The following is a 15,309-nucleotide window of genomic DNA, read 5'->3' on the forward strand; positions in this document are numbered from 1 at the left end:
GACCTTCCAGAGTCAGCGGGCGAGCAGGATCTGATCGACACCCATGCGGCCCTGCTCGAACGCCAGCCGTCCACCGGCCAGGTAGAGCCGCCACACTCGGGCGGCTTCCTCGCCGATGAGATCCACCGCGGCGTCCCAGCGCTTTTCGAGGTTGGCGATCCAGGCATCCGCAGTGCGCACGTAGTGCTCCCGCATGGCCTCGACGGCAAGCAACCTCAGGCCGGACTCCTCCAGCAGCGCGACCGTCTGACCGACCGGGCGCATGTGCATGTCGGGCGCGATGAACGATTCGATGAATGGTCCACCGCCCGGGTGGTTGCCGCGTCGCGACATCTGCTGAACGAGCACGCGGCCGCCAGGCCGCACGCTTTTGTACAAGGTGCTCGCGTAGGTCGGGTAGTTGCTCTCGCCGACGTGCTCGCCCATTTCGATGGACGCGACAACGTCGAACGGCCCGTCGGTCAGCGCCCGATAATCTTGGACGCGGATCTCGACCCGGTCGTTGAGTCCCCGCTCAATGCGAGCCGTGTCGATGTAAGACTTCTGCTCCCGCGAAAGGGTGAGGCCCACGACCTGAGCCCCGTAGTGCACCGCGGCATGCAAACTCAAGGAGCCCCAACCACATCCGACGTCGAGGAGCCGCATGCCGGGTCGCTCCTGCAGGCCGATCTTCTGACAGATCCGGTCCAGCTTCTCGGATTGGGCTTGCGCCAGGGTGGAATTCGCTTGCGGCGATTCCCAGTGTGCGCACGAGTAGGCCATCGAGGGGTCGAGGATCAACCGGTAGAAATCATTCGAGGTGTCGTAGTGATGGCTGATCGCCGCCCTGTCGCGGGACAGGCTGTGCAGTCGACCGCGCATCCGGGCCTGAGTCGCAGGCGGCGGCAGCGGAGCACCAAAGGCGCCCAACCGCGCTGCCGCAACGAACAGACGTCCCAGCACTGCCGGCGAGGGCTTGACCGGTCCCAGTCGGCGTTCGCCGATCTGCGACCAGACATGGCTCAGCGCCGCCCCGAGGTCACCGTCCACGTCGATGTCGCCAGACACATACGCCTGTGCGGCACCGAGTTCGCTTGGGCGCCAAGCCATCCGGCGAAGTGCCTTCGGACTGCGCAGCCGCACCACCGGTGCGGACTCATCGCCTGCGACGCTGCCGTCCCAGGCGATGAGTCGAACGGGAAGCTCCCCTCCGATCAGCGGCATGATGGCCGCCGCCAGTGCGGGAGCAACCGCGTTAGCCTTGACCGTTAGAGTGCCGGCTCTCACTGTCCGGGTGGCATCATCACCGTGTCGATCATGTACACCTGCGCGTTGGCGGTGGGCACGCCGCCACAGACCACGTTCGAGTTGTTGGCTTTGAGGCTGTTGCCCGAACCGGTCACGTTTACCGCCGCGCCCTGCACGGAGTTGTGCGATCCGTCGACTTGGGCCGGGCTCAGCTGACCGGGAATGACGTGATAGGTCAGGATGCTCTTCAGCATGTCCGAGTTGGTCTTGAGCTGGTCGATCGTGCTCGCCGGCAGCTTGTTGAAGGCGGCGTCAGTCGGCGCGAACACCGTGTACTGGCCGTTGTTGAGGGTGTCGACCAGGTTGACGTTGGGGTTGAGCTGACCCGACACCGCCGCGGTCAGGGTGGTGAGCTCGGGATTGTTGGACGCGGCGACTGCGACGGGGACCGAAGACATACCGGTCACCGATGCGGGACCGTCAGGGTGCATGGCAACGTAGCCGGCACAACCCGGACCAACGGGTGCTGCCGCTGCGGGCACGGAGGTGGCTACGAGGAGACCGATGACGCCAGTCGCGATACCGGTCGCTGGGATGAGTTTGCTGTACATGTTCATGTCCGGTGATTCGGAGCCCGGCGCGTTACGGATTGGTATCAGCCGTAGGTAAAGGAAAACACCTGCACGCCCTGACTGGGGTGGACCTGCAGTGATCCCCGGGTGACGTCTTTGCCGTCGGCGATCTGGTGAGCCTGCGGGGGCCCGTCGACCGGCAGCGTCGTCGTCTTGCCGTCGCGCGTCACAACAAGATTGCCGGTGCCGCCGACGACGATGTAGACATTTTTGGCCTGGTAATTCAACTCGATGCTCGACGCGTCGCTGTCGGCCGTCGCGCCTTGATAATCCAGCTGCCACGGTCCCTGTAAGGCGAACGAATCATCGCGCAGCTTCTGCGGCAGCGAAAAGTCCGATCGGCCTTCGTCGTACGTGCCAGTGCCGGCGTAGTTGATGACTTTGCCCACTCCGAAGTAGGTCTCGGGCGTCAGCCCGCCCTGCGGTGTGGTGTCGGGTACGTCTACCGCGGGAGGCAGCGCAGCTCCGTTGTGCGCGTTGCCGATCAGCTCGCGGATCAACTTCTCGGTGCCGTTGTAGTCGCCTTCGCCGAATTTGATGTGGCGTACGGTGCCGTTGGCGTCGATGAGATATTCGGCGGGCCAGTACTTGTTGCGGTAGTTCGTCCACGTCGAGTAGCTGTTGTCCAGCGCGACAGGATAAGTGATCCCGAGATCGGCGGCGCCCTTTTCGACGTTGCCGGTCACCCTCTCGAACGCGTACTCGGGAGTGTGCACACCGATGACCTCAAAACCCTTGTCACGGTACGTCTGATACCAACCCTTGACGTGCGGGATGGCGCGCTGGCAGTTGATGCACGAGTAGGCCCAGAAGTCGATCAGGACCACCTTGCCGTGCAGCGCATGCAGGTCGATCGGCGCGTTACCGGGGGTGTTGAACCACGCGTTGATGCCTTTGAGGTCGGGCGCCTGGCCGCAACTCTGCAGCGTCTCGGACTGGTCGTAGCAATTCGCCAGATCCTTGTTCTGGTCGTTGACGATGCCGCCGAGTTGCTTTTGCAGGTCCTTGTTGTTGCCCAACTTGTCTTCCAGCGAATGGGTGTAGTCGGGGACGGCCCGCTGCAGCATTGCCGGCAGATTGAACACGAGCGCCACCGCCAGCAGGATCGTCACAACACCCGCCGTGATCCGGATCCCGCGCTGACGGCGCCGAAAAGCATTGACCCGCTCGGCAACCCGTTGCCCGGCCAGCGCGAAGAACAGCAGCGGCACGGCCGTGCCCACCGCGAAAGCCACCGTCAGGATGATGATCGGCAGGCCGATATTCGCCGTCGCACCCGCCACCACAATCGCCGCCAGGATCGGGCCGGCGCACGGCACGTACAGCACGCCCAACGCCAGACCGAGGCCAAATCCCTTGGTGCGAGTGGCAATCTGCTTCTGCGGAATGCGGGCGAACGGCCGCTCCAGCACCTGTTCGAACTGCGGGAAGATCAAACCCAGGCCGATCGCGACCAACGCCACCAACGCGACCCAGCGAATCGCGTCCTGTGGCAGATGCAGCAGCGACAGCAACGCCGAACCGGCCAGCGTGACGATGCTGAAACTCAGCACCAGACCGCCGATCACTCGATATGGCCGCGAGACATCACGTTTCGGCTTGACCGCGACTGCGACCCCGCCGTCGCCCGGCTCGGCGGCGACGTCTTGGGCCTGCGTCCCCGAGAAGAAGATCACCGGTAGCACCGGGAGTATGCACGGCGAAATACCCGTAATCAGGCCTCCGACCAGACCGATCAACGCAATAGACACCATGCTGATTATTCGCCACCGGCAGGCTCTTGGACTGGTACATCGGCCCCAAAAAGGCGATAAGGCAGCCCGGCGAACCGGACTGCCTTATCTCGCGACGGTCGATGACCGCTACTTAGCTGGGTGGCACCAGCACAGTGTCGATCATGTATACCGTCGCGTTGGCGGTGTGCACCCCTCCGCACACCAAACCTGCGTCGTTGACCTTGAGGTCGTTGCCCTGGCCGACCACGTTCACCTCGGCGCCCTGCAGCGTCTTGTGCGCGCCGTCAACCTTGGCCGGGCTCGCCTGGCCTTGCACCACGTGGAAAGTCAAGATGCTCTTCAGCTTCTCGGCGTTCGTCTTGAGCTCGTCGATGGTCGCCGGCGGCAGCTTGTCGAACGCGTCGTTGGTCGGAGCGAAGACCGTGTACTGGCCGTTGTTCAGCGTGTCGACCAGGTTCACCTGGGGGTTCAGCTTCCCCGACAGCGCCGCGGTCAGCGTAGACAGCAGCGGGTTGTTGGACGCCGCCGTCGCGACCGGGTCTTGCGACATTCCAGTCACCGAGGCCGGACCGGTCGGGTGCAGCGCCGCGTAGTCAGCGCAGCCGGAGCCGATCAGGTCGGACGCGGGCGCGGCGGGCGCACCCGTCATCGCGCGGGGCCGCACTGCTGGTCGCCGAGCTCGAAGTAGCCTGCTGCCCGGAGTCTGATTTGTTACTCGAACATGCCGAGAAGCCCACGGCGGCAAGCGCCGCAAGGCCGATGGCAAATGTCCTGGTGTGTACGTCCTTCATTTCCGCTTTGGCTCCTTTGTCAAAGGCGGCGGGCCCCGCCGCTTTAGGTGTCGTACATCCGGTGATTCGGAGCAGCGGCCGCCTCGGACGGCCCGCGAAGGTGACGTCGGTCACGGGCATCCACTCGCGCACCCGCTCCGAATACCTCACGTGCCTGAGCCAGAAGGTCGGTCTATCGCTGTTGTCGGCAGCGGTGTAGCCGGTCTGACAGCAGCATTTGTGTTGTCCGGTCGTGACCGGGTCACCCTGTACGAAGCTGATGCCCGCCTGGGCGGTCACGCCCATACCCACACGATCGAACGCGGCGACGGCAGCGTCATCGGTGTCGATTCAGCTTTCCTCGTCCACAACGACCGCACGTATCCGACGCTGTGCCGTTTGTTCGACGAACTCGGGGTGCACACCCAGGAATCCGACATGTCGATGTCGGTGCGAGTAGAAGCCAGCGGCCTGGAGTACGCGGGGGCGCGCGGCGCCAGAGGACTTTTCGCATCGTGGCACGCGGCACATCCCCGTTATCTGCGAATGCTGGGTGAGGTCACCCGCTTTCACCGCGCCGCGCGTCTGGTGCTCAGCGACGACGGCGACGCCGATGACCTGGAGACCCTGGACGCGTTTTTGCGGCGACACCGGTTTTCGGCATTCTTCATCGCGCACTTCATCACGCCGTTAGTGGCGGCAGTGTGGTCCTGCAGCAGCAGTGACGCGTTGCGCTATCCGGCGCGCTACCTCTTCGTGTTTCTCCGCCACCACGGCATGCTGTCGGTCTTCGGCTCACCGACATGGCGGACGGTGACCGGCGGTTCCGCGCGCTACGTGCAGGCCACCGCCGAACGTCTGCACGAAGTCCGCGTGGGAAACCCGGTGCGTGCGCTGCGCCGACTGGCTGAGGGCGTGCAGATCGACGCGGGCGACGGGCCCCCGCAGATGTTCGACGCCGTGGTGGTGGCCGCACATCCCGCTCAGGCGCTCGCGCTCCTCGACGCTCCCTCCCGCCAGGAGCGGGACGTGCTCGGCGCGATCACGTACTCGACCAATCACGCGCAGTTGCACACCGACGAGTCCGTCCTGCCCCGGCGCCGGAACGCTCGCGCATCGTGGAACTACCTGATCCGGCCGAACGACGACCACGTGCTGGTGACCTACGACGTGAGCCGGCTGATGCGCATCGATGCCGACCGTCGTTTCCTGGTGACACTGGGCGGCCACGACCGGGTCGATCCGTCGTCGGTGGTCGCCGAGATGTCGTACGATCATCCGCTCTACACGCCGGAATCCGTTGCCGCGCAACGTTTACTGCCGACCCTGGGCGACGACCGCGTGGTGTTCGCGGGCGCTTACCACGGCTGGGGGTTCCACGAGGACGGTGCCGCGTCCGGGCTCCGGGCAGCTCAACGGCTCGGCGCTGACTGGCCGGCGCATTTAGCACGCGCGGAGGCAGTGGCATGCTGACCCCGGCGATCTACCACACCACGATCACACACGACCGGCAGGCGCCGGTGCGGCACTCGTTCGAATACCGCAGTTACAGCTGGTATGTCGATCTCGACGAATTGCCTTCGCTGCCTTGGTGGTTGCGGCCGTTCGCCCAATTCGATGCGCGGGACCATCTCGCCGGCCATCCGGGTCAGTCGCTGCGCGACCGGGTGGACGCGTACCTGGCCGAGCACGGCGCGGTCCTGCCCGGCGGGCGTATCACCGCGTTGCTACAGGCGCGCGTGCTCGGTTACGTGTTCAACCCGATCACCGTCTTCTGGTGCCACGATCGCGAGGGAGAGCTGCGGCACGTCATCGCCGAGGTACACAACACCTACGGGCAGCGCCACGCCTACCTGATACCGCCGGCGAGCAAGCCGCAGCCGGTCGCCAAAAAACTTTACGTCTCACCGTTCAACCGGGTCAGCGGTCACTACCAGGTTTTGGCGCCGCGCCCTGACAAGCATCTGGACGTGGTGGTGTCGCTGCACGACGGCAGCAAACCGGCATTCGTCGCGAGACTGCGCGGCACCCATCGTCCTGCGACGCTGCGGCACGTCACCCGTATGCAGATCGTGTCTCCGCTGGCACCGCTGCTGGTGGCTTTGCGCATCCGCATCCAGGGAATCGCGTTGTGGCTGCGCCGAGTGCCGGTGGTGCCACGGCCCATCCCGGTCATTCACAAGCACTCGCCGGCAATAGATCCCGAGCGTTGGCCGGCAGTTGCCAGGGTGCCTTCCGGGCCCCGCGCCGCCGCGTCGGCGATCGTCGCCGAGCGATTGTTGCGCAGTGTCGCCGACCGGCTGCCGGTGCGATTCAGCTACCCCGATGGCACGGTGATCGGTGCGGGCGATGCGGCGGCGCCGACATTGAGGATCAACCAACCGGACCGGCTGGCTCGCCGGATCGGACGGCACGGACTGATCGGCTTCGGTGAGTCCTACATGGCCGGCGAATGGGAATCCGACGATCTCACCGGAGTGCTGACCGTGCTTGCCAGGGACATGGCCACCCTGGTGCCGCCGGCATTACAACGGCTGCGACCCATCGTTCTTGCCTCCCAACCATATTCGCGGAATCGAAGCCGCGGCGACGACCGCCGCGCCATTGCCGCTCACTACGACCTGCCGAGCGATCTGTTCAGCGAGTTCCTCGACGAGACCATGACGTATTCGAGCGCGGTGTTCGATCACCGTCCTGCCGCGTGGCCCGATCTCGCGGACGCGCAGCGCCGAAAGATCGACCGGCTGCTCGACTCGGCGAAGGTCGGTCCCGGCACCCAGGTGCTCGAGATCGGCACCGGATGGGGCGAACTCGCCATCCGCGCGGCCGCGCGCGGAGCGAACGTCCGCTCGCTGACCCTCTCGGAGCGCCAGCAGCGGTTGGCCCGCGAGCGGGTGGCGGCGGCGAGCCTGTCCGATCGGGTGCAGATCGACCTGCGCGACTACCGGGATGTGGGCGGCAACTACGACGCGGTGATCTCCGTGGAGATGATCGAGGCAATCGGATTCCACGCCTGGCCGGAATACTTCCGCACGATCGATCACCTCCTGCGGCCGAATGGGCGATTCGCCATACAGACGATCACGATGCCGCACGACCGGATGCTTGCGTCGCGAAAGACCCACACCTGGATTCAGAAGTACATTTTCCCGGCCGGGTTGATTCCATCGACGGACGCGATCTCCGAGATCACCTCGCGACACACCGCTTTGCGGACAGTGGAGATGCAGTCGCTGCGCGCAGACTACGCAGAGACGTTGCGACTGTGGCGGGAGCAGTTCATGCAGCGCCGCAGGACGTTGTCGCACATGGGCTTCGACGAGGTGTTCTCGAGAATGTGGGAGCTGTACCTGGCTTACTCGGAGGCCGGATTTCGGTCGGGATACCTCGATGTTCATCAGTGGACATTCGCACGTGCGGCGCGTCAGCGATGATCGTCGACTTCGCCATCGTTTCCGGGGCGTCAGCCGCGGCGCTGGTCGTCATGTTCACCGTCACCTTCGGCATCGCCCGGCGCATCGGCCGCTACAACGTTGTCGATGTCGCCTGGGGGCTGGGCTTCCTCGCCGTCGCGGCGATCGCCGCGATTCTCGGCCACGGCGACCCGACGCGGCGGTGGCTGCTGCTGGTACTGGTCGCGATCTGGGCGCTGCGGCTCAGTGGGTACATCCACCGGCGGTCGGTGGGCAAGGGCGAGGATCCGCGTTACGCCGATCTCCTGCGCGACGCCGGCGTCGGCCAGGTCATTCGCAAGGTCTTCGTCGTACAAGGCTTCGCGATCTGGTTCATCTCGCTGCCGTTGCAGCTCTCCGCGGTCTGCGGCGCAACGCCCCGTCCGTTGCTGGCAGTCACCGTGGCCGGCTTCGTGGTGTGGCTGGCCGGTCTCGGCTTCGAAGCTGTCGGCGACCGTCAACTGCGGGCGTTCAAAGCCGACCCGTCGCACAGCGGCGTGGTGATGGACCGCGGGCTGTGGGCGTGGACGCGTCACCCCAATTACTTCGGTGATGCCACCGTCTGGTGGGGCCTGTGGTTGATCACCATCGCTGGTTGGCGGTCGTTGACGACGGTGCTCTCTCCGGCGCTGATGACCTATTTCCTGGTTTGGGTCACCGGCGCCCGTTCTACCGAGAAGTACATGAGAGGCCGTCCTGGCTTCGCCGAATACCAACAACGGACATCGTTTTTCATTCCGCGTCCGCCCCGATCGGCACGAAAATGACGACTCTCGTCGCGGAATCGCTAGGCTACCGACCGATGACCGAATCGAGGCACGGCAGCGATCTGGACGCATTGCTGTACCAGGTGGCGCGCCGCGACACCGATGCGTTCGCTGCGCTCTACGACCAAACCAAGTCACGGGTCTACGGACTGGTCACGCGGGTGCTTCGGGACGCCGGGTACAGCGAAGAGACCACCCAGGAGATCTACCTGGAAGTGTGGCGGACCGCCGCCGCCTATGACTCAGACAAGGGCTCGGCGCTGTCCTGGCTGATGACCATGGCGCACCGCCGCGCCATCGACCGGGTCCGCTCTGAGCAGGCAACCGGTCAGCGCGAGGCCCGCTACGGCGCGGCCACCGTCGAACGGTCCGGCGATCTTGTCGCCGAGTCCGCGATCGACGCCGACGAGCGGCGGCGGGTGGCCGCCTGCCTGGACTCGTTGACTGACGTACAGCGACAGTGCATCGACCTCGCCTACTATGGGGGATTGACCTACGCCGACGTGTCGCAGCGGTTGTCGGCAAACCTGTCGACGATCAAATCGCGGATGCGTGACGCACTGCGCAGTCTGCGTGGATGTCTGGGGGTGCCATGACCGAGCCGACCGGATTCGACCTGCTCGAGCTGGCGACGCCCTATGCGCTGCAGGCCATCTCCGACGCCGAACACGCGACCGTCGACCGGCAACTCACCGCGGCCGCGGCACCTGTCGCCAACGCCTTCAGAGCCGAGGTGCGCGCCATCCGGGAGACGATGGCCCTGGTGTCCGCAGTGACCGCAGTCGAACCACCGACGGGCCTGCGCACCGCCGTCCTTGCGGCCGCACAGTCAGAGGCGCCACGTCTACTTCGTTGGCGCACACTCGTGCTGGCCGCGGCGGCCGCGATCATCGTGGCGTTGGCCGCATTCGGAGTCGGCGTCGCGATGCGACCTGCGCCTTCGCCCACCATGACCGAGCAGATCATGGCAGCACCCGACAAGCGCACGGTCTCCGGTCAACTGGCCGGCGGGATCGCCACGGTGGTGTTCTCCCGAAACATGAACGCCGGTGTGCTGACGCTGAACGACGTGCCGCCACCGTCGCAGGGCACGGTGTATCAAATGTGGCTGATCGACGACAAGGGCCCGGCCTCCGCCGGCACGATGGATCCCGCCGCCGTGGCGCCGTCGAAGCCGCACCTGCTGCGTGATCTCGGACGATCCGGCATGTTGGCCTTTACCGTCGAGCCCGGATCTGGCTCACCGAAGCCGACCGGGTCGATCATCGCCAAACTGCCGTTGGGCTAGCCTGTCCGCAACAGGGGGGAACAGGCGTGACGACGATTGACACGGATTATCTGGTTGTCGGTGCGGGCGCGATGGGAATGGCGTTCACCGACACGCTGGTGAGCGAGACCGACGCACAGGTGGTGATCGTCGACCGCGGTCATTCGCCAGGCGGCCACTGGAATCGCGCATATCCATTTGTCCGGCTGCACCAGCCCTCGGCCTACTACGGCGTCAACTCCCGCGGGCTGGGCAGCGACAGCATCGACCAACTCGGCTGGAACGAAGGTCTCTACGAGCTGGCCACCGTCGGCGAGATCTGCGCCTATTTCGAAAAGGTGATGCACCAGGACCTGCTGCCCAGCGGGCAGGTGTCCTACTTCCCGATGGCCGAATATCTGGGCGAGGGCCGTTTTCGCGCGCTGGCCGGTGGCGACCACACCGTCAATGTCCGCAAGCGGATCGTCGACGCGACCTACCTGCAGACCACGGTGCCCTCGATGCGCCCGCCGGCCTACGACGTCTCCTCTCGCGTCGACTGCGTACCGCCCAACGACCTGCCGGCCTTCGCGGTCGGGCGCGAGCGCTTCGTCATCGTCGGCGCCGGCAAGACCGGTATCGACGCGTGTTTGTGGTTGCTGCGCAACGGCATTCCGCCCGAGCGGCTGACCTGGATCATGCCGCGCGATTCGTGGCTGATGGATCGCGCCAACATCCAGCCGGGCCCGCAGTTCTTGGAGCGGTTCCAGTCCGGCTTCGCCCATCGACTGGTCGCGATCGCCGCCGCCACCGATGTGGCCGATCTGTTCGACCGCTTGGAGGACTGCGGCAACCTGCTGCGCCTGGACTCGGCGGTGCAGCCGACGATGTATCGCTGCGCGAACGTGACCAAGACCGAGCTGGAGCAGCTGCGGCGGATCACCGACGTGGTGCGAATGGGACGCGTGCAGCGCATCGAGCCCGGCAAGGTGGTGCTCGACGACGGCGAAGTCACCGTCGAGGGCTCGGCGTTGTACGTCGACTGCAGCGCCGATGGCCTGGAAAAGCGGCCGGCAGCAACTGTTTTCGACGGTGACCGGATCACGTTGCAGAGCATCCGGGGCTGTCAGCAGGTATTCAGCTCAGGCATGATCGCCCACGTCGAGGCCGCTTACGGAGATGACGGGGCGCGAAACCGGCTGTGCCAGCCGGTGCCTCACCCCAACACCGACGTCGACTGGCTGACCACGACACTCGCCGAGCACCGCAACCAGATCAGCTGGTTCTCCGACCCCGAGCTGATGAGCTGGCTGGGCCAGGCGCGGCTGGACCTGATGCGGCACATGTACGCCCCGCTGATCGGCAAACCGCAGGAAGTGCGCGACAAGGTATTCGGAATGATCACCGCGGGGCTGATTTCGGCCAACGAAAAGTTGGACGCCCTATTGGCCGAACACCGTTCAGCTTCTCCGCAGACCGCCTACGCCGGCCACTAGCACGCCGAGCAGCACCAGCGCGCCGCCCGCGGCCAGCGTCAGATCGAGCCAGTCATGCAGGCCGGCCTCGGCCTGCCCGACCATGACGTCGGCGATCCCGCGGATACCGCCGGTGGTGTTGTTCAATGTGTCGTTGAGTGGGTATCGCGCCAGTTCGATAGCGACCCACCCCGCGGCCCCGACCAGCAGCGCGGAGACGCCCAGGCCGGCCAGTGCCCGGCCGCGGCTGCGTGCCGCGGCGAACGTCAACAACGCGAAGACGCCCGCGAGCGCGCCTACTCCGATGCTCGCCCAGCGACCCCAGGTGGCCAGCGGCCGTAACTCGCCTGGCCGCAACACCTTCGGCGTCGATACCGTGACCGGAACCCGGACCGTATCGGGCACCTTCACGTTGTAGCCGGCCAACAGCTGCTCGAACGCGGTGTCCTTGAGCATGCCCGCGAGGTCGACTACCCACTGGTCACCCTCGGACTGCGTGTGGGCGCCGGTGAACATCCAGTCGTGCGCCAGCCGATTGGCGTCGGCGAACTGCGCCGGAAAGTCGGGCCCGGCGGTGTATCCCGCCGCCACGGCGTGCACTTGCGCCGAGTCGACGTGGTGACTGCTCTTGTTGATCAGAACTGTTGCCCTGGTGGCGAGTTCAGCCGCGACCGCCGCTTGCAACGCTTTGTCACCGGCCGCCTTCTGGGCCATTGCCGTGTAGCCACCGGCGTCGACGACGTGAGTTTGCGTCCACACCGTCGGCACGGCGACTGCCAGCGCTACCGTGGTACACAGCCACAGCAGCACCGCGAGCGCGAATCGCACTACTTGGCGGTACGGCGCGGACGCGAGAGCGCCATCTTGGTCATCAGCTTGTTCGTCCGCCGCAGCGCCTTGAGCGAATTGTTGTAGTAGTTGCCGCCCGCACCGACATTGGTGCGCGGCGTCACCACAGTTTCGACGCGACAGAACTTGCGCAGCCCGTCGGCGCCGCCGAATCGCGCGCCGATACCCGATGTCTTCCAGCCGCCCATCGGGGCCGTCGTGCACATCAGGTTGGTGATCACGTCGTTGATGTTGACCGCTCCGCAATCAAGCTGCAGTGCAATGTCTTTGGCTCGGTCGGCATCGCCGGAGAACACCGAGGCGCTCAACCCGTACGGACTGTCGTTGGCCAGCCGGATCGCTTCGGAGACGGAATCGACCTTCATGATCGGCAGCGTGGGACCGAAGGTTTCCTCGGTCATGCACGCCATCGAGTGGTCGACGTTGACCAGCACGGTGGGCGGGTAGAAGCTCCCCGACGTGTCGGTGCGCTGGCCACCGGTCAACGCGCGGGCTCCAGCCGCCACCGCGTCGCGGACGTGGCGTTCGGTGACCGCCAGTTGCTGCTCGTCGATCAGCGCACCCACGGTCTTCCCTTCGCCGGCGCCGACCTGTAGCGACTGGACGTCGCGCACCACGGCTTTGACGAACTGGTCGTAGACGGAGTCCAGGACGTAAACCCGCTCCACCGAGACGCAGGTCTGGCCCGCGTTGAACATCGCTCCCCAGACCGCGGCGTGTGCGGCAAGGTCGATGTCGGCGTCCTCGAGCACGATCATCGGGTCCTTGCCGCCGAGTTCAAGGCTGACCGGGGTTAGCCGGCGGGCGGCGCGTTCCATCACTTTGCTTCCGGTGGCGCTGGACCCGGTGAACTGCAGGTAATCGACGGTGTCGACGACGGCCTCGGACACCGCACGGGCGCCCTGGGCCAGCTCGAACACCTCGGGTCCACCGGATTCCTGCCAGCCTCGGCGCAGCACCTCGGCGGTCAACGGGGTGCGCTCCGACGGCTTCAGCAGCACCGCGCAACCCGCGGCCAGCGCGCCGAGGCCGTCCATCAGCGCGTTGGCGACCGGGTAGTTCCACGGCGCGATGATCCCGACGACCGCCCGCGGCCGGTAGTGCAGGGTGATCTTCTTGATCGCCATGAAAGGCAGTGCGGCTGGCCGCTTTTCGGGCGCCAGCGCCTTCTCGGCCGTTCTGATGTAGTACGAGATGATCATGATCAGCATCGGCACTTCCTGTGCCGCGTCGACGGCCGACTTGCCGGTCTCTTTGATCAGCAGCTCTTCGATCTCGCCGCGGTGATCGTTCAGCCACACGGCGAACCGGGCCAACACCTTGCTCCGACCGGCGGCTCCGCGCTGCTCCCACTCGTGCTGAGCCGCGCGCAGCCCGGCGACGATGGTGGGCACATCCGCGGCGTCAGTCCACTGCACCTGGCCGGCGACGGCGCCGGTCGCGGGGTTCGTGATGGTGCCGGTGCCGGAGAAGTCGGCGTCAGTCGCGGGGGTAGCGGGTGTGATCGTGGTCATAGCAGCCATAGTAGCCGCCCGCCGCTCAATCTCGACAGGTGTCAAGTTCGGCAGGCGGCCGATGAGTTCGTCTCGACCGGGCAGTCTTACCGCTATGACCGTCTTGATGGAGGGGATCACGTTTGGTGAATCGCCCCGCTGGCATGACGACCGGGTTTGGTTCTCCGATTGGGGCGCGCATCAGGTGATCGCGCTCGATCCCCGGGGCGGCCACGAGGTCGTGGTCACCGTCGAGTCGTTTCCGATGTGCATCGACTTCTTGCCCGACGGGCGGATGCTGGTCGTGGATTCGGCGCAGCGGCGCCTCCTCCGTCGCGAAATCGACGGCTCGATGGTCGCCCACGCCGATTTGTCATCCGTCTCGAAGAAACCGTGGAATGACCTCGTGGTGGACGCGCGAGGCAACGCGTACGTCAACACGATCGGCTTCGACTTCCCCGGTGGGGAGCCGGCACCCGGAAGCGTCGCACTCGTGACCCCGACCGGGGCCGTCCGCACGGTCGCCGACGACCTCGCCTTTCCCAACGGCATGGCGATCACCGCCGACGGCGAAACGTTGATCGTGGCCGAGTCCTATGCGAATCGGCTCACGGCCTACGACATCGGTCGCACCGGCGACCTGACCCGACGGCGGACGTGGGCGGAGACGGGAGACGACCACCCCGACGGCATCTGCATCGACGCCGACGGGGCCGTCTGGTACGCCGACGTGGGCAACCGGCACTGTGTGCGGGTGCGCGAGGGCGGCGAGGTTCTTGACACGGTCGAACTCGACCGAGGCGCGTTCGCCTGCATACTCAGCCGCGGCGATCAGCACCCACAACTCTATGTCGTGTGCCAGGAGTGGGGCGCCACGACGCCGCCACCGGAGCCGACCGGGCGGGTCGTCGTGTTCCCTGCCCCAGCGCCCGGCGCGGGAAGACCTTGAGAGCTTAGGCCGGGTCGGGCGCGATGCCGAGCAGGTAGGCGGCCTGGCCGAGGTGCTGGGCGCAGTCGTCGACGATGCTGACGATGCGCGCGCTGGCGGTCACCGGCGGGTCCCAGTTGTGGTCGACGACGCGCTCCAAGTCCGCCGCGGTGACGCCGGCGACGAACTCCAGCGTCACCTCGTGGACCGCGTGGTAGTAGCCGGCCAGCAGATCCGCCGGCGCCCGCACCTTGGCGACCTCGCTGGGGCCGTGGCCGTAGCCCGAGTCGTTGGGCGGCAGGTCGAGCCCGAAGCGGTCGACCCATCCCCCGGATTTCCACACCTGCTCGACGCCGGCGATCGGGGCGAGCTGGATGTCCTGGACCCGCGCGCTGTGCCAGATCAACCAGGCGATGCTGTTCGTGCTGGGCGACGGGCGGTAGTTCGCCTGGCCGTCGGTCAGTCCATCGGTCAACTCGTCGACATGCTCGATCAGCCGAGTGAACGCGTCGCGCAACAACTCTCGAATCGCAGAGTCAGACATACTGGTGACCCTACGCGTGGCAGACGGCTTCGACATTGTTGCCGTCAGGGTCCCGGACGAAGGCCGCGAAGTAGCCCTCGCCGTACTCTGGCCACAGTCGCGGGGCGTGCAGCGACTCGGCGCCCAGCACGCGGTCGTAGAACTCTTGGGACTTGGCACAGTCCTTGCAATTGATACCTAGGTGATCGAT

General features: G+C 66.0%; 14 protein-coding genes and 2 pseudogenes. 8 read left to right on the plus strand and 8 right to left on the minus strand.

Annotated features, from left to right (window positions below):
• Positions 1 to 12 precede the first annotated feature (12 nt).
• From ACQY5A_RS22715 to ACQY5A_RS22730, 4 genes are all read right to left on the minus strand, one after another.
• A complete protein-coding gene (locus tag ACQY5A_RS22715; RefSeq protein WP_428342535.1) occupies positions 13 to 1,203 on the minus strand; it encodes a class I SAM-dependent methyltransferase in 1,191 nt (396 codons plus the stop codon).
• Between the two features lie 59 nt (positions 1,204 to 1,262).
• Positions 1,263 to 1,844: a fasciclin domain-containing protein gene (locus ACQY5A_RS22720; RefSeq protein WP_428342536.1), complete on the minus strand. Its 582-nt coding sequence runs from the start codon at positions 1,842 to 1,844 to the stop codon at positions 1,263 to 1,265.
• A gap of 38 nt (positions 1,845 to 1,882) precedes the next feature.
• On the minus strand, positions 1,883 to 3,613 hold the full coding sequence (locus ACQY5A_RS22725; RefSeq protein WP_428342537.1) for a cytochrome c biogenesis protein DipZ: 1,731 nt from the start codon (positions 3,611 to 3,613) through the stop codon (positions 1,883 to 1,885).
• Between the two features lie 112 nt (positions 3,614 to 3,725).
• A complete protein-coding gene (locus tag ACQY5A_RS22730) occupies positions 3,726 to 4,244 on the minus strand; it encodes a fasciclin domain-containing protein (protein ID WP_428342538.1) in 519 nt (172 codons plus the stop codon).
• A 292-nt stretch (positions 4,245 to 4,536) separates the two neighbouring features.
• Here ACQY5A_RS22730 and ACQY5A_RS22735 point away from each other — a divergent pair, with 292 nt between their 5' ends.
• The 7 genes and pseudogenes from ACQY5A_RS22735 (at position 4,537) to ACQY5A_RS22765 (ending at position 11,326) form a co-directional block, all read left to right on the plus strand.
• Entirely contained in the window at positions 4,537 to 5,838 is a 1,302-nt protein-coding gene (locus ACQY5A_RS22735) for an NAD(P)/FAD-dependent oxidoreductase (protein WP_428342539.1), read from the plus strand.
• Positions 5,832 to 6,527 (plus strand): annotated as a pseudogene (locus ACQY5A_RS22740) (DUF1365 domain-containing protein); the annotation flags it as partial. The gene ACQY5A_RS22735 and the pseudogene ACQY5A_RS22740, both read left to right, overlap by 7 nt.
• Positions 6,528 to 6,530: 3 nt before the next feature.
• The gene (locus ACQY5A_RS22745) at positions 6,531 to 7,799 is read left to right on the plus strand and encodes a class I SAM-dependent methyltransferase (protein ID WP_428343294.1); all 1,269 of its coding nucleotides are present in this window, start codon (positions 6,531 to 6,533) and stop codon (positions 7,797 to 7,799) included.
• On the plus strand, positions 7,796 to 8,584 hold the full coding sequence (locus ACQY5A_RS22750; RefSeq protein ID WP_428343295.1) for a DUF1295 domain-containing protein: 789 nt from the start codon (positions 7,796 to 7,798) through the stop codon (positions 8,582 to 8,584). Before ACQY5A_RS22745 ends, ACQY5A_RS22750 begins: the two co-directional genes overlap by 4 nt.
• Before the next feature lie 35 nt (positions 8,585 to 8,619).
• Positions 8,620 to 9,180 (plus strand): sigma-70 family RNA polymerase sigma factor, encoded by a 561-nt coding sequence (locus ACQY5A_RS22755; protein ID WP_428342540.1) that lies wholly within the window; start codon positions 8,620 to 8,622, stop codon positions 9,178 to 9,180.
• Positions 9,177 to 9,872 (plus strand): anti-sigma factor, encoded by a 696-nt coding sequence (locus ACQY5A_RS22760; RefSeq protein WP_428343296.1) that lies wholly within the window; start codon positions 9,177 to 9,179, stop codon positions 9,870 to 9,872. The genes ACQY5A_RS22755 and ACQY5A_RS22760 overlap by 4 nt, the downstream gene beginning before the upstream one ends.
• Positions 9,873 to 9,898: 26 nt before the next feature.
• Positions 9,899 to 11,326 (plus strand): NAD(P)-binding protein, encoded by a 1,428-nt coding sequence (locus ACQY5A_RS22765; RefSeq protein ID WP_428342541.1) that lies wholly within the window; start codon positions 9,899 to 9,901, stop codon positions 11,324 to 11,326.
• Here ACQY5A_RS22765 and ACQY5A_RS22770 read toward each other — a convergent pair.
• The gene (locus tag ACQY5A_RS22770) at positions 11,291 to 12,133 is read right to left on the minus strand and encodes a hypothetical protein (protein WP_428342542.1); all 843 of its coding nucleotides are present in this window, start codon (positions 12,131 to 12,133) and stop codon (positions 11,291 to 11,293) included. The two genes, ACQY5A_RS22765 and ACQY5A_RS22770, sit on opposite strands and share 36 nt — an antisense overlap.
• A complete protein-coding gene (locus ACQY5A_RS22775) occupies positions 12,133 to 13,668 on the minus strand; it encodes an aldehyde dehydrogenase family protein (protein WP_428342543.1) in 1,536 nt (511 codons plus the stop codon). Before ACQY5A_RS22775 ends, ACQY5A_RS22770 begins: the two co-directional genes overlap by 1 nt.
• Positions 13,669 to 13,762: 94 nt before the next feature.
• Between ACQY5A_RS22775 and ACQY5A_RS22780 the strand changes: the two genes are divergently transcribed.
• Positions 13,763 to 14,596: an SMP-30/gluconolactonase/LRE family protein gene (locus ACQY5A_RS22780; RefSeq protein ID WP_428342544.1), complete on the plus strand. Its 834-nt coding sequence runs from the start codon at positions 13,763 to 13,765 to the stop codon at positions 14,594 to 14,596.
• A gap of 4 nt (positions 14,597 to 14,600) precedes the next feature.
• On the opposite strand, the gene ACQY5A_RS22785 is transcribed toward ACQY5A_RS22780, so the two are convergent.
• Entirely contained in the window at positions 14,601 to 15,119 is a 519-nt protein-coding gene (locus ACQY5A_RS22785; protein WP_428342545.1) for a mycothiol transferase, read from the minus strand.
• A gap of 10 nt (positions 15,120 to 15,129) precedes the next feature.
• A pseudogene (locus tag ACQY5A_RS22790) lies at positions 15,130 to 15,303 on the minus strand (VOC family protein); the annotation flags it as partial.
• Positions 15,304 to 15,309: the final 6 nt, after the last annotated feature.

Source organism: Mycobacterium sp., assembly GCF_965277065.1.
GTDB lineage: Bacteria > Actinomycetota > Actinomycetes > Mycobacteriales > Mycobacteriaceae > Mycobacterium.

What these genes read in the sequence shown, in the direction of transcription:
- ACQY5A_RS22785 (WP_428342545.1), bottom strand. Translation starts at nt 15,119, where the DNA reads ATGTCTGACTCTGCGATTCGAGAGTTGTTGCGCGACGCGTTCACTCGG.
- ACQY5A_RS22760 (WP_428343296.1), top strand. Translation starts at nt 9,177, where the DNA reads ATGACCGAGCCGACCGGATTCGACCTGCTCGAGCTGGCGACGCCCTAT.
- ACQY5A_RS22775 (WP_428342543.1), bottom strand. Translation starts at nt 13,668, where the DNA reads ATGACCACGATCACACCCGCTACCCCCGCGACTGACGCCGACTTCTCC.
- ACQY5A_RS22730 (WP_428342538.1), bottom strand. Translation starts at nt 4,244, where the DNA reads ATGACGGGTGCGCCCGCCGCGCCCGCGTCCGACCTGATCGGCTCCGGC.
- ACQY5A_RS22755 (WP_428342540.1), top strand. Translation starts at nt 8,620, where the DNA reads ATGACCGAATCGAGGCACGGCAGCGATCTGGACGCATTGCTGTACCAG.
- ACQY5A_RS22725 (WP_428342537.1), bottom strand. Translation starts at nt 3,613, where the DNA reads ATGGTGTCTATTGCGTTGATCGGTCTGGTCGGAGGCCTGATTACGGGT.
- ACQY5A_RS22780 (WP_428342544.1), top strand. Translation starts at nt 13,763, where the DNA reads ATGACCGTCTTGATGGAGGGGATCACGTTTGGTGAATCGCCCCGCTGG.
- ACQY5A_RS22715 (WP_428342535.1), bottom strand. Translation starts at nt 1,203, where the DNA reads ATGCCGCTGATCGGAGGGGAGCTTCCCGTTCGACTCATCGCCTGGGAC.
- ACQY5A_RS22720 (WP_428342536.1), bottom strand. Translation starts at nt 1,844, where the DNA reads ATGAACATGTACAGCAAACTCATCCCAGCGACCGGTATCGCGACTGGC.
- ACQY5A_RS22750 (WP_428343295.1), top strand. Translation starts at nt 7,796, where the DNA reads ATGATCGTCGACTTCGCCATCGTTTCCGGGGCGTCAGCCGCGGCGCTG.